The following is a 12,521-nucleotide window of genomic DNA, read 5'->3' on the forward strand; positions in this document are numbered from 1 at the left end:
GGACCCCAAAAGGGCCACTGACCACACCATATGGTCACTGTGGGTAATTGACCGCGTACCCGAAGTGGGTGGCGCGTCCGGTCAATCCACCTGTGGCCGGAGATCGACGGTGAGCGTGCCGGCCTCCGACCTGACCTCGGTGCCGAGGTCGGCGCAGGCGGCGGTGAACCGGGCCCGGATCCAGCGGGTCTCCATGTCGTTCGCGATCCTGGTACGGCAGTAGTCCAGCGCGATGGGGACGGCCCGCAGCCGTACCGGGCCCCGCTCGTCCAGGGTGACCAGGAAGATCAGCCCGAGGTCGTTGCGGAGCTCGGGGTCCACGATGTAGTCGTCGATGAGGTCGCCCAGGTCGTACAGGACCGGTCCGGCCACCCCGTGGAAGACGTGCGCGGAATGCCCGGCCACCAGGGACGCGCCGGCCTTCACCAGGGCCCGGGCGGCGCGGCGGACGTGCGTGACGGGCTTGGAGGTCATGTTCGGGCCCCAGTGGACGCAGACCAGGACGAGGTCGGCGTCCAGGCTCCCGATCGTGCTCGTGAGCCGGTCCGGCACCCCGGAGCCGAGGTCGGCGTACGCGACGCCGGGCCTGCGCTCGGTGGCCGCGAACTCGGGGGGATGGTCGGTGATACCCAGCACCGCCAGTCGGAGATCCCCCACCTTCAGCTCGGCGGGCTCCCAGGCCCGGGCCAGGTCGGCGCCCGCGCCCACGGTGCGGATCCCGGCAGCCGCCAGGTGGTCGAGGGTGTCGAGGAGGGCCTCGTGGCCGTAGTCGAGGGCGTGGTTGTTGGCCAGCGTGACCGCGTGCACGCCCAGCTCCGCCAGCATCGCCGCGGCCTGGGGCGGGGCGCGGAAGTGGAACGCCTTGCGCAGCGGGTCCCAGCGCCGGCCGCGGGCCGAGACGCAGCATTCGAGGTTGAACAGGACCAGATCGGCCCGGGAGAGCACCGAGCGCACGCCGGTGTCGAAGAAGTCGGCCGGGTCGGCGGTCAGGCTCAGCCGCTCGGCCACGCCGCGGCCGAGCATGGTGTCGCCCGCGAGCGCCAGCGTGACCGATTCCCCGGCGCCCGGGCCAGGCATGGTCCCCGTTCCGTCGGTCATGTCCACCCAGCTTCCCCGTCCGATGGCTTCGACACGCTCTCTGACCTGCGACGGAACCGTTCATGACGGAAGATTGCGGGTACGGGATGAATTTGGAGGAGGGGGACGACGGTGTCCCTCACGTCACGGAGGTGAGAAAGCAGTGGCTTTGCCGATAAGGCGCAATCGCGGAGCGATGCAGGCGGGTGTTCCCTGGCAGAGGCGGTCCTGGGATCCCTTCACCGAGTTCGAGCAGCTGTGGGATCAGATGGGGCGGCTCTTCGAGCAGGGCGCGGAGAGCGATATGGCCGCCTGGCGGCCGGTGGCGGAGACCGAGGAGACCCCGGACGCCTACATCGTGCGGGCGGAGCTTCCCGGGCTGAAGCGGGACGACATCAACGTCGAGGTCAACGACAGCGAGCTGTGCGTCTCCGGGGAGATCAACGAGGAGGACAAGGGCCAGATGCTGCGCCGGCGCACCGGACGGTTCGTCTACCGGACGATCCTGCCGAGCGACGCCGACACCGAGCACATCGGCGGCGAGCTGACGGACGGCATCCTGATCCTGCGCGTTCCCAAGACCGAGAAGGGCCGCGCCCGCCGCATCGAGATCAAGGGCTGACACCGGGGGAGGCGCATGGCCGGCACGCAGGCGTTCTGGATCGGCGCCGCGCGAGGGCGCGACGGCGCGGAGCCGGGCAGCGCGCAGGAGCGCTACGGCGAGGAGCTGCGCAGATGGCGGCACGCCTTCGAAGCCGTGCACGGCGAGCCGGCCGCGGGCGGCGTCACTCTGGACCCGCTGCACTTCGCACTGGGCGCGTGGGAGGTGGCCACGCGCCCGGTGGCGGAGCACGCCTACGTGCGCCGCCACCCGAGGGTGCTGGACGCGACCTGTCACCGCCCGGAGGAGGTTCCGGGCCTGCTGGCGGTGGTCGAGCTGGCCGCCCCGCTCCCGTTCCCGCTGCCGCGGGGCTGGTCGAGCTGGCAGCGCCAGGAGCCCACCTACGTGCCGCCGCCGTACGAGCGGCCGACCGCGCTGGGCACGCTGGAGCTCCGCGTGCCGCTGCCGGTCGAGCGCCTGCCCACGCCCACCCACGCGCGGGCCGCGGGCCTGCCGAACCTCGACGACGCCCAGGCCTCGCTCGAAGCGCTCCTGGCCGAGCTGAACGCCGTGGTCAACCCGTTCCTGCACGAGCTGGAGGAAGCCGATCCGGTGAGGTGATCCAGGATGAACAGGCGTGACAACGATCCCGAGGACGAGTTCTTCGCTCCCGTGCTGCGCGAGCCGCCGCCTCCCGAGGACATCACCTCCTCCGGCGTGGTGAGCGACACCGGCGTGCCCGACGTGCACGGAGGCGGCCATGGCGAGTGGCCGCAGGCGCCGCCGCCGTCGAACTGGCTCGGCGTGCGCCTGCTGGCGGCCGCGCTCGGGCTGCTGGTGGGGGTGGTTCTGACCGTGCTGGCCCTGCTGGCCGCGCGGCCGCTGCTCGCCGTGCCGCCTGCCCTCGTGGCGCTGGGGGCCGCCGTGTATCTGGTGACGTTCAGCGTGCGGCGCTCGCACGCCGACGGCGGCCCTCCGACGTTCGGATGAGCGCCCTCTGGGTAAGCGCCAAGTTTGAGGTCAGTCGGGGGAGAGGAGCAGAGATGTCTCTCATCGATCTTGAATGCGTCCGCCAGTTGCTGCAGTCGGAGGAACCCGACGCCACGTTGGTGTTCGTCCAGGGTGACTGCGTGGTCCTGCCGGCCGACGAGGTGGATGACGCGCACAAGGGCCTGGTCATCGCGCGCCGCGACGAGCTCGCGGCCCGGGTGCCGGAGGGTGGCCTGAGCGAGGAGGCCCTGGAGGACCTGGCGACCAGGCTGGACAACATCGCCCGCGACCTGGGCGCCTAGCCCGCTATTTCCCGTTCTCCAGGTAGTGCAGGACGGCCGCCACGCGCCGGTCGGTCCGGTCGGTCGGCGCCAGGTCGAGCTTGGAGAAGATGCTGCGGATGTGCTTGTGCACGGCGCCGTCGGTGACGAACAGCCGCTCGGCGATGGCGGCGTTGCCCAGGCCCTCGGCCATCAGCGCCAGCACGTCGCGCTCGCGCGGGCTGAGCCGGTCGAGCCGGCTGTCGGGCCTGCTGCGGGCCAGCAGCTGCGCGACGACCTCCGGATCGATGGCCGTGCCCCCCTCCGCCACGCGGTGCAGCGCGCCCATGAACTCCTCGACCCGCCCGACCCGCTCTTTGAGCATGTAGCCCAGCCGGGCGCTGCCGTGGGCGAGCAGGTCGGTGGCGAACGCCTGCTCCACGTACGCCGACAGCACGAGCACGGCCAGCTCCGGTTGGCGCCGCCGGGCCTCGACGGCCGCGACGATGCCCTCGTCGGTGTGGGTCGGAGGCATCCGGACGTCCACGATGGCGACGTCCGGTTTGTGGGCGTCGATCGCGGTCAGGAAGCCGTCCGGGTCGGGCGCGGTGGCCACGACGTCCAGCGACTCCGCCCGCAGCAGCAGCGCGAGACCCTCGCGCAGGAGCGGGTCGTCCTCGGCGATCACAATCCGCATGGGAGGCTCACATTCATGGTGGTAGGTCCGCCTTCTGGGCTGGTCAGCGCGAAGGTCCCGTCGAGGGCCTCGGCTCGGCGGCGGATCCCGGCCAGCCCCGACCCGCTCCGCTCGTCCGCTCCGCCGCGGCCGTCGTCGGTGATCCGGAGGTCCAGCCGGTCGTCGTGCCGCCGGATCGTGACGGTGGCGTGCCGCGCCTGGCTGTACTTGGCGATGTTGGTGAGCCCCTCGGCCACCACGAAGTAGGCCGTGGCCTCGACGGACGCGGCGCACCTGCCGGGCATGTCGACGTCGATCCGGCAGGGGACGGGGCAGCCGGCGGCCAGGCCGGTCAACGCGTCGGCGAGGCTCCGGTCCGTCAGCACCGGGGGCAGGATGCTGCGGGAGACCGCGCGGAGCTCGGCCAGCGCCTGCTCGGCGGCGTCCTGCGCGCGTTCGAGCATGGCGTCGGCGGTGGCCGGGTCGCGGGCCAGTGCGCGGCGGGCCGCGCCGAGCATGACGTTGACGGCGACGAGCCGGTTCTGCGTGCCGTCGTGCAGCGATCTCTCGATCCGCCGCAGCTCGGCGGCGTGCGCGTCGAGCGCCTCCGCGCGGGTCGCGGTGAGCTGGGCAACCCGCAGCGCCAGGTCGGTGCTGGGATCGGCGGCCAGCAGCCGCCGCCCCGGCCACGCCTGCAGGCGCGCCATGCCGGGGACGAGGGCCAGGGTCAGCGCGATCCAGCCCACGCTCAGCGCGCCGACCGCGAGGGCGCCCGGGAGGTCGCGCACCACCCAGAGGTCCACACCCGCCCCATCCGGCATCAGCCGCCACCACAGCGGGAACGTGAGGTCGCGTACCGCGCTGAGGGGCAGCGTCATGCCGACCGCCCCGAGCAGCAGCCCGAGGAACCCGTGGATCAGCACCCAGTACAGCTCGCGCCGGCTCGCCGGGTTCGTGATCGCCGCCCGCAACTCGGACGGGACCGGGTCGGGACTGATGACGACGTCAGGCCCCCAGCGGGACAGCCGCCCCCGCTCCCGGTCGGCGACGACGCGCAGCACGTGCAGCGCGGTGGGCACCAGGAGCAGGCCCACGCCGACGAGGCAGGCCAGCGCGGTGATGACCACGACGAACACGGCCAGGATCGCCAGGATCGCGGTGCCGACGCCGCCGACGAGGTGTTCGAGGGCGTCGAGGGTGGCGCGGGTCCGGGCCACCATGTCCCACCGGCGTAAGGGCCCCGCGTCGGGAGTCGGCATCCTCAGACCCTAGGGCATCTCCCAGGACGAAGAGGCGATGGCGGACGAACAGTACAGCCTGCTGTACCTCGGGCTGTCTCACTGGCGGGATCGCCCGTGGCGACGGCGATCCGTAGCGTCTTGGGGTGTCACCCGATCTTGTGAGGAGCACGCCATGAACCCCGTCCGTATCCCCCGACCCGTGCTGTGGCTGCTGCTGGCGATCTTCGCGGTCGGCAACATGGTCACCTCCACCTCCGATCTCAACATGCTCGTCGGCATCGGGTTCGGCCTGGCCACGATGGCCTGCGCGGCCGCGCTGATCCAGCAGCACTACGCGCAGCGGCGCGGCTGAGCGACGGATCCGTCCTCACTCCTGAGAGGGAGCCGCGGAATCGCCCTCACCGGCGATGCCCGAGGACCCCCGCGAGGCCGAGGATCGTCCCCATGAACTCCCGTATCCCCTTCATCGCCGCGCCCCTGCTCGTGCTCGCCTACGGCGTGATCCGGATCCTCGACGGCCTCGACGGCAGCCGGGGTCCCGGCATCGCGTGGACCACCGGCCACCTCGCCTTCATGGCAGCACTCGTCCTGTTCGTCCCGGTCTTCTGGCAGATGCGGCGGATGGCCGGGGGGAACGCCCTGGCCACCGCGAGCGCGACGGCCGGGACCGTCGGCGTCGTGGCGCTGCTCGCGCAGTTCGGCATCGACATCGCGGTCGGGTTCATGTCCGCCGACAACGAGGCGATGGGCGTGCTGTTCGACCGGGTCCAGAGTGTCCCCGGCGTCTCGGCCGTCGTCTACGACGTCGTCCCGCTCCTGTTCTTCGCCGGCCAGCTCGCCCTCGTCGTGCAGCTCGCGGCGCTGCGCCGGGTCAGGGTGTGGACGCCCCTCCTGGTCATGGTCGACCTCATCCTGCCGTTCATCGAGAAGGACCTCATCCCGCTCGGCGCCCTCTGCCTGCTGGTCTCGTTCGTCCCCGTCGCCCGCCAGGTCCCCGCCACGCCCAGGCCCGCCGCAGCGCTCGCATGACGTACGAGGCAAGATGGGATGTCGTGTCCGACCTACGGTTCTTTGCGGCTATTCGCCGGTGGTCGAGCTCGCTGCCGCCGATCTGGGTGGACGCGGCGCTCGCGCTGCTGGTGCTGGTCGCGCAGCTGTGGCCGCTGTTCACCCGCGAGAACCCGTACGGCGGGCCCTGGCACTGGTGGGGCTACGCGGTCGTGGTCACCGCCGCGGTGCCGCTGATCTGGCGGCGCCGCGCGCCGGTGACCGTCCTGGCCGCCAGCCTCATCGCGACCGGTCTCTACGACGTCGTCGACGAGGTGGCCGCGCAGCCCATCTGGTACGGCTCGCTCATGGCGCTCTACACCGTGGCCGCCTACTCCGCCAGGTGGCCCCGCCTGATCATGCTGGCCTTCACGATCGCCGGCGGCCTGCTCATCGTCGGCTCCTCCGAGACCGCGATGCGCGGCGTCGTGCTCTTCACCGCCGCCTACGCCATCGGCCGGGCCGCCGCAGCCTCCCGGGCCCACGCCGCCGCGCTGGAGGAACGCGCCGTCCAGCTGGCCCGCGAGCGCCAGGCCGAGGCCGAGCGGGCGGCCGAACGCGAGCGGGCCAGGATCGCCCGCGACATGCACGACATCCTGGCCCACGCGGTCAGCCTCATGGTCGTCCAGGCCGAAGCCGGACCGGTGGTGGTCAGGAGCGACCCCGCCAGGGCGGAGGCCGTCTTCGACGCGATCGCCGCCGCGGGGCGCGACGCCATGGTCCAGCTCCGCCGCATGCTGAGCGTGCTCAAGGAGGAAGAGGGCCCGCGGGCGCCGCAGCCGACGATCGCCGCGCTCACCACCCTGGCCGAACAGGTCAGGGCCACCGGTCTCGACGTGACATACTCCACCTCCGGCGAGCCGGGGCCGCTGACTCCCGACACGGAGATCGCCGCCTACCGGATCACCCAGGAAGCCCTCACCAACATCGTCAAGCACGCCGGCGCGGCCCGTGCCGACATCAGACTCACCTGGCAGGACGACACCCTCATGATCGACATCGCCGACGACGGCCGCGGCTCAGGAAGCTCGCTCCCCTCGGGCGGCAACGGTCTGATCGGCATCCGCGAGCGGGCCGCGGCCTGCGGCGGCACCGCCGACTTCGGCCGGCGCCCCGACGGGCCGGGCTTCCGGGTCCTCGTAGGGCTCCCGCTGGCCGGCCGGGCGGTGGCGGCATGAGCGTGCGCGTGGTGGTCGCGGACGACCAGGAGCTGGTACGCGCCGGATTCAGCATGATCCTCGACGCCCAGCCGGACATCGAGGTCGTCGCCGAGGCGGGAGACGGCGAGCAGGCCGTCGCCGCCGTCCGTGAGCACAGTCCCGACCTGCTGCTGCTCGACATCCGCATGCCGGTCATGGACGGCATCGAGGCGGCCAGGATCGTGTGCGCGGACAGCGGCTGCCGCGTCCTCATGCTGACCACGTTCGACCTGGACGACTACGTCTACGACGCGCTGCGCGCGGGGGCGAGCGGGTTCCTGCTGAAGGACGTCCGCCGCGACGACCTCATCCACGCCGTACGGGTGGTGGCGGCCGGCGAGTCACTGCTCGCGCCGTCGGTCACCACGAAGCTGATCGCCGAGTTCACCGCCAGAACGGCCGCCCGTCCGGCCGTGCCGCCGACGGAGCGGCTGGCCGTGCTCACGGCACGCGAGCAGGAGACGCTGCGCATGATCGCCCGCGGCCTGTCCAACGCGGAGATCGCGCAGGCCATGGTCGTCAGCGAGCACACCGTGAAGACCCACGTCAGCAACGTGCTGACCAAGCTGGGGCTGCGGGACCGGGTGCAGGCGGTGATCGCCGCCTACGAGAGCGGCCTGATCGTCCCCGGGGGCGGGTGATCAGGCGGCACTGGCGATAGCGTATGCGTCGGATCTTTCGGGAAGGGGAACGCATTTGCTGGGCGCTCACGTGCATGCCTATCTCAGGTCGATGGCGGGGGACCGGGCGGTCCGGTGCGGGCCGTTCACGATCAAGTTCGACGAGCACGACGACGCGCTCCCGTTCAACTATGCCGTTCCCGACGACGACGCCGCGCCCACGGCGGACGAGGTCGCCGAGCTGGTCGAGGCGTTCCGCGCGCGGGCCAGGACGCCCCGCCTGGAATACGTGCCGCAGGTGTCCCCGAAGGTGGAGGACGCCCTGCTCGCGGCCGGGTTCGCCCAGGAGGGGCGTTATCCGCTGCTGGTGTGCCCGCCGGACGAGGTGGTGGAGCGGCCGGTGGACGTACGGGTCGCGCTCGTGACCGAGGATGCCGACCTCTGGCAGGTCGCGCGGGTGATGAACGAGGCGTTCGACGCGCCGGAGCCCACCGAGCACGACATCGCGCGGTTCCGGCGGGTCCTCGACGGCGGCGGCCTGATCGCCGCCGCCTTCGACGCCGGGGAGGTCGTCGGCGCCGGGCAGCTCGGCCGCCCGCACCAGGGGGTCGCCGAGGTCGCGGGCATCGCGGTGCTGTCCTCGCACCGGCGGCGCGGCATCGCGGGCGCGGTCACGGCGCTGCTGACCCGCGAGGGCGCGGGCGCCGGGGTCACGACCCCGTTCCTCACCCCGGCCGACGACGGCGCCGCGCGGGTCTACGCCCGCGTCGGCTACCGCAAGGTCGGCGAGGCCCTGTACATCTCCCTCCGCTGACGCTCACTCGGCCGGCGCGCTCAGGTCGAGCAGGGCGAGGCGCTCCGGGTCGTTGAGGATCTCCAGGGCGGTGATCCTGCCGTCGGTGATCGTGAAGCCGAGCACCGACCGGGGCCGGCCGTTCTCCCTGCCGACGAGCCCGACCATGCCGTTGACCAGCACCGGCTCGACCGTGTAGGCGCGGCTGAACCGCCGGAAGTTCGTCGCCTCGCCGGCCACGGCCGCCGCGCCGATGATCGTCCGCATCCCGCCCGCGGCTCCCGCGTCCACGCGCATCACCACGTCCGGATCGAGCACCCCGAGCAGCGCCCGCGACCCGCAGGGCGTGTTCCGCGCGAACTTCCCGGTCGGTGCCTGACCGGGAAGTTCGCGGAAGACGGGTTACTTCTTCTCCTCCATGGTCACGGTCACGGTGTCGGTCTTGCCGTCCCGCTGGTACGTGACCGGCACCTGCTGGCCGACCTTGAACCCGCGGACCTGGCCCACCACCGTGTCGCCGCCGGAGACCGCCGTGTCACCGATCTTGGTGATCAGGTCCCCCTGCTTCAGCCCGGCCTTCTCGGCCGGGCTGCCGGCGCTCACCTGGCGGATCAGCGCGCCGGGCACGTCGCCGGTGGCGTCGGTGACGCTCACCCCGAGGAAGGCGTGGGTCACCTTGCCGTTGCTGATGAGCTGCTCGGAGACCTGCTTGGCGGTGTTCACGGGGATCGCGAAGCCGAGGTTGACGCCGTCCGCGGCGACCGCGCTGTTGATGCCGACCAGCTCGCCGGCCGCGTTCACCAGGGCGCCGCCGGAGTTGCCCGGGTTGATCGCCGCGTCCGTCTGGATCATGCCGCCGAGCGTGGTCGGCTCCTCCGCCTGGCTCTGCTGCTGCCCGCCCAATCCCGGCGGGAGCTGCTGGTCGCCCCGGCCGCCGCCGGCCGTCACGGTACGGTCGAGCGCGCTGATGATGCCGGACGTCACCGTCCCGTCCAGGCCGAGCGGGCTGCCGATGGCCAGCACGTCGTCCCCCACCTTGAGCTGGTCGCTGTCGCCCAGCGTGACCTTGGCCAGCCCCGACACACCCTCGGCCCGGATGACGGCGAGGTCGGTGGCCGGGTCGGTGCCGACCACGGTGGCCTTGGCCGTCTTGCCGTCACTGAACTTGACCGTGAGCTGCCTGCCCTGGCCGCTCACCACGTGGTTGTTGGTGAGGATCAGCCCGTCCTCCGACAGCACCACGCCGGAGCCCTCGGCGGACTGCCCCTGGATCATCACGACCGACGGCTGTACCTTCTCCGCCACCTGCGCGACCGTGAGCTGGCCGGAGGCCGTACGGAAGACCGGGCTCGCCACGGTCTTGGTGACCGTCGGGACCGGCTGCCCGGCGCCGGCGACGTAGGCGCCGACGGCGCCGCCCCCGAGCGCGGTCGCCGTCAGCGCCGCGAACGCCGCCAGGGCCAGCCCGGCGACCGCCTTGCGCGTGAGCACGAACCCGGCCCGTCGCTGCGGCGGCGGAGGAGGCGGCAGCACCGGCCCGGGCCGGGTGAAGGTCCCGGTGGTGGGCGGCTTGTCGCCGAACTGGCTCCAGCCGCCGGCACTGTCCTCGCGAGGGGCGTTCGCGTCCATGTCATCTCCTAGAGTCCCGATGACACCAGCGTGACGAACGGCGGGTAAGTCCTGCTTAAGCCCAAGATCTCGGCACCCGGCGCACCCTGACGCCCGCCTTATCGCCGCAGGCCGCGACGGTCTCGCCCCGGGCGGAACAGCCGGAAAAATCTAGCCGGCCATCGCCGCGATGCCCGACGTCAGCATGGCGATCACCGACTCGAACAGCTCGTCGGGCGGCTCCGCCACGGCCTCCCCGGCCAGGCGCCGCAGGTGCGGCAGCTCCGCCGACGCCGGCAGCCCCGTCCAGCTCGCCGGGTCGGCGCCGGCCGGCGGATGGTCGTGCCAGGAGTCCCACACCTCGGCGAACCCGGCGACCTGGAGCACGGTGATCGTCCAGGCCCGGTACGCGTCCTGCGGCGCCAGCCCGATGTCCAGGAAGAAGCCCACGAGCGCGTCGTCGGCACGCAGATGGCCGGGCGCCACCAGGTAGGTGAGGTCCTCCGTGTGGGCCAGGGCCAGCATGCCGCGGTGCGAGCGGTACCAGCCCCGCAGGTCCCTGCAGTAGTCGCCCAGGCTCTCCCGCCAGCGCGCCGGGTCGAGGCGTGGCTGTGGCCGGTCGGCCTGACAGACGGCCATGACCTCGCGCAGCAGGTCGTCCCGGTCGGCCACGTAGTTGTACAGGGCCCGCGGCGAGACCTCGAGCTCGGCGGCGACGTTGCGCATGGTCAGCTCGGCCGGACCGGACGCGCCGAGGATCCGCAGGGCGGCGCGGGCGATGCGCTCCCTGGTCAGGGTGGGTCTGCCCTTCCGCGATTCGGGACGCCTGCGCCGTTCTTGCACGGGAACATGCTAGCCAGGCGCTTGAACTTCACACAGCGTTGACTTTAAGCCGCCAGACCTCCCAAACTTAGGTGAGGCTAACCAAGGAGGAGCGGCATGGATTGGTCCCTCGTTGTCGGTTACGCGCTCGCCTACGGGCTGGTGATGAGCGTGCTCTTCACTGCCGGGGTGTTCGCCGGGGCGGCGTTGAGCAGGGATTTCCTGCTCAACGACTACCCGGAGGCCGTCCAGGAGCGTTACGGCAGGCCCAAGAGCGAGCGGGGCCGGCGGGTGGCGTTGTGGTTCGGGGTGATCTTCTGGGGCGGGTGCTGCCTGCCGCTCATGGCGGGGGCGATCCTGCACCTGCGGTCGGAGCTGGGCTCGGACCTGGGATTCGTGGCGGCGGCGGTGGCCGGTGCGGTCATGTTCGCCACGCTGTCGCTGTTCGACCTGGTGGTGCTCGACTGGATCGTGCTCGTGGGGCTGCGGCCCGGGCTCCTGGTGCTGCCGGGCACCGAGGGCATGCCCGAGTACCGCGACCTGGGCTTCCACGCGGTCGAGGCACTCAAGGGCAGCCCGTTGGTCGTGGTCGTGGGGCTGGCCGTCGGAGGCGTGGTCTCCCTGGCCGAGGCGCTCGCCTGAACGATCAATCGCTAGACTGGCCGGGACAACATCAACTCAGCTTGTCAGCGCCTGGTAGGTCGGTGGAGCGCGCTGGCGTGCTCGCTCGGTCGCGAGCACGGCCAGTCACGCCTCCGGGCGAGATCGCGGCCGTGTACGGACCGAGCACCGTACCGAAAGGACCGCAATGTCCACCGACCAGTTCGGGCTCTCCGGCGGCGACTACGTTCCCGACCCCGATGGCGACACCGCCCTCCTCCTCGACGGCTTCTACGACCATCTCGCCCGCGAGCACGGCGATCTCGTCGCCGCCATGCGGGCACGTCACGAGGAGCTCGAAGCGGCGAACCGGCACCTGATCGTCGACGAGCCCGCCCGCCACAACCTGCGCATGACCCTGGCCCTCGTGGCCGCTTACGAGTTGCTGCTGCCCAGGCTGGGCCGGCCGGCGACGATCGACGCGCTGCGCGCGGCGTTCGTCGAGCCGCTCGGCGAGGCCACCCGGCAGGGCACCCTGGCCATGCTGGACACCGCTCCCGACCCCTTCCTGGCCATGGTGGCGGTGTCCAAGTCGCGCGAGGAGCACGCGTTCGGCAAGGGGTTCGTCTTCGACCGGCCGGCCGACGACGACCGGCGCTACCACGTCGACGTCCGCCGGTGCTTCTACCACGACGTACTGACCGCCAACGGGGCTCCCGAGCTGACCCCGGTCATGTGCGCGTTCGACGCCAACTGGATCGAGGCCATCGAGCCTGACAGGCACGGCTTCGCATTCGAGCGCCGCACCACCATCGGCCTGGGCGGCAGCCACTGCCCGTTCCACTTCACCCGCAACCAGGACTGATCCGGTAGGGGCGGGCCCGCGGGCGGGCGCGGTGGCGGCCCGCGGTCGTGGGCCCCGGCCAGGTGGGGTCACGGTTGGCAAAAACATGACGAACGAAGCGGGGGCTGGGCGAGTTAGTATCA

Annotated in this window: 17 protein-coding genes; 11 read left to right on the forward strand and 6 right to left on the reverse strand. The window is 72.1% G+C overall.

The window, feature by feature from the left end; genetic code table 11:
* Window positions 1-81 precede the first annotated feature (81 nt).
* On the reverse strand, window positions 82-1,098 hold the full coding sequence (locus ACWDRB_RS25985; protein ID WP_449897613.1) for a CapA family protein: 1,017 nt from the start codon (window positions 1,096-1,098) through the stop codon (window positions 82-84).
* Between the two features lie 175 nt (window positions 1,099-1,273).
* Here ACWDRB_RS25985 and ACWDRB_RS25990 point away from each other — a divergent pair, with 175 nt between their 5' ends.
* Genes ACWDRB_RS25990 through ACWDRB_RS26005 form a run of 4 tightly spaced genes read left to right on the forward strand, consistent with a single transcriptional unit; the run spans window position 1,274 to window position 2,970 of the window.
* Complete coding sequence (locus tag ACWDRB_RS25990; RefSeq protein WP_350723475.1) at window positions 1,274-1,699, forward strand: Hsp20/alpha crystallin family protein; 426 nt, start codon at window positions 1,274-1,276, stop codon at window positions 1,697-1,699.
* 15 nt (window positions 1,700-1,714) lie between these two features.
* Complete coding sequence (locus tag ACWDRB_RS25995; protein WP_449897615.1) at window positions 1,715-2,299, forward strand: hypothetical protein; 585 nt, start codon at window positions 1,715-1,717, stop codon at window positions 2,297-2,299.
* 6 nt (window positions 2,300-2,305) lie between these two features.
* Window positions 2,306-2,668, forward strand: coding sequence for a hypothetical protein (locus tag ACWDRB_RS26000; protein WP_355193838.1), 363 nt, complete (start codon window positions 2,306-2,308; stop codon window positions 2,666-2,668).
* Window positions 2,669-2,721: 53 nt separating this feature from the next.
* Window positions 2,722-2,970: a hypothetical protein gene (locus ACWDRB_RS26005; protein WP_449897618.1), complete on the forward strand. Its 249-nt coding sequence runs from the start codon at window positions 2,722-2,724 to the stop codon at window positions 2,968-2,970.
* A gap of 4 nt (window positions 2,971-2,974) precedes the next feature.
* On the opposite strand, the gene ACWDRB_RS26010 is transcribed toward ACWDRB_RS26005, so the two are convergent.
* Window positions 2,975-3,625 (reverse strand): response regulator transcription factor, encoded by a 651-nt coding sequence (locus ACWDRB_RS26010; protein ID WP_350723467.1) that lies wholly within the window; start codon window positions 3,623-3,625, stop codon window positions 2,975-2,977.
* Complete coding sequence (locus ACWDRB_RS26015) at window positions 3,613-4,863, reverse strand: sensor histidine kinase (protein WP_449897621.1); 1,251 nt, start codon at window positions 4,861-4,863, stop codon at window positions 3,613-3,615. Before ACWDRB_RS26015 ends, ACWDRB_RS26010 begins: the two co-directional genes overlap by 13 nt.
* A 154-nt stretch (window positions 4,864-5,017) precedes the next feature.
* Here ACWDRB_RS26015 and ACWDRB_RS26020 point away from each other — a divergent pair, with 154 nt between their 5' ends.
* From ACWDRB_RS26020 to ACWDRB_RS26040, 5 genes are all read left to right on the forward strand, one after another.
* A complete protein-coding gene (locus tag ACWDRB_RS26020; protein ID WP_355193846.1) occupies window positions 5,018-5,197 on the forward strand; it encodes a hypothetical protein in 180 nt (59 codons plus the stop codon).
* Between the two features lie 92 nt (window positions 5,198-5,289).
* A complete protein-coding gene (locus ACWDRB_RS26025; RefSeq protein ID WP_449897625.1) occupies window positions 5,290-5,874 on the forward strand; it encodes a hypothetical protein in 585 nt (194 codons plus the stop codon).
* 23 nt (window positions 5,875-5,897) lie between these two features.
* Window positions 5,898-7,070 (forward strand): sensor histidine kinase, encoded by a 1,173-nt coding sequence (locus ACWDRB_RS26030; RefSeq protein WP_449897628.1) that lies wholly within the window; start codon window positions 5,898-5,900, stop codon window positions 7,068-7,070.
* On the forward strand, window positions 7,067-7,732 hold the full coding sequence (locus tag ACWDRB_RS26035) for a response regulator transcription factor (protein WP_350723458.1): 666 nt from the start codon (window positions 7,067-7,069) through the stop codon (window positions 7,730-7,732). The genes ACWDRB_RS26030 and ACWDRB_RS26035 overlap by 4 nt, the downstream gene beginning before the upstream one ends.
* Window positions 7,733-7,802: 70 nt before the next feature.
* Window positions 7,803-8,525, forward strand: coding sequence for a GNAT family N-acetyltransferase (locus tag ACWDRB_RS26040; protein ID WP_449897630.1), 723 nt, complete (start codon window positions 7,803-7,805; stop codon window positions 8,523-8,525).
* Window positions 8,526-8,528: 3 nt separating this feature from the next.
* On the opposite strand, the gene ACWDRB_RS26045 is transcribed toward ACWDRB_RS26040, so the two are convergent.
* The 3 genes from ACWDRB_RS26045 to ACWDRB_RS26055 form a co-directional block, all read right to left on the reverse strand.
* A complete protein-coding gene (locus ACWDRB_RS26045; RefSeq protein ID WP_449897632.1) occupies window positions 8,529-8,822 on the reverse strand; it encodes a hypothetical protein in 294 nt (97 codons plus the stop codon).
* Between the two features lie 84 nt (window positions 8,823-8,906).
* Window positions 8,907-10,133: a S1C family serine protease gene (locus tag ACWDRB_RS26050; protein WP_449897634.1), complete on the reverse strand. Its 1,227-nt coding sequence runs from the start codon at window positions 10,131-10,133 to the stop codon at window positions 8,907-8,909.
* A gap of 150 nt (window positions 10,134-10,283) precedes the next feature.
* Window positions 10,284-10,955, reverse strand: coding sequence for a TetR/AcrR family transcriptional regulator (locus tag ACWDRB_RS26055; RefSeq protein WP_449897637.1), 672 nt, complete (start codon window positions 10,953-10,955; stop codon window positions 10,284-10,286).
* 96 nt (window positions 10,956-11,051) lie between these two features.
* Between ACWDRB_RS26055 and ACWDRB_RS26060 the strand changes: the two genes are divergently transcribed.
* Together ACWDRB_RS26060 and ACWDRB_RS26065 are read left to right on the forward strand one after the other, a co-directional pair.
* Window positions 11,052-11,576, forward strand: coding sequence for a hypothetical protein (locus tag ACWDRB_RS26060; protein WP_449897639.1), 525 nt, complete (start codon window positions 11,052-11,054; stop codon window positions 11,574-11,576).
* 166 nt (window positions 11,577-11,742) lie between these two features.
* The gene (locus ACWDRB_RS26065) at window positions 11,743-12,399 is read left to right on the forward strand and encodes an L-2-amino-thiazoline-4-carboxylic acid hydrolase (RefSeq protein ID WP_449897641.1); all 657 of its coding nucleotides are present in this window, start codon (window positions 11,743-11,745) and stop codon (window positions 12,397-12,399) included.
* Window positions 12,400-12,521 lie beyond the last annotated feature (122 nt).

The sequence above is a fragment of the Nonomuraea sp. NPDC003707 genome, assembly GCF_053587055.1.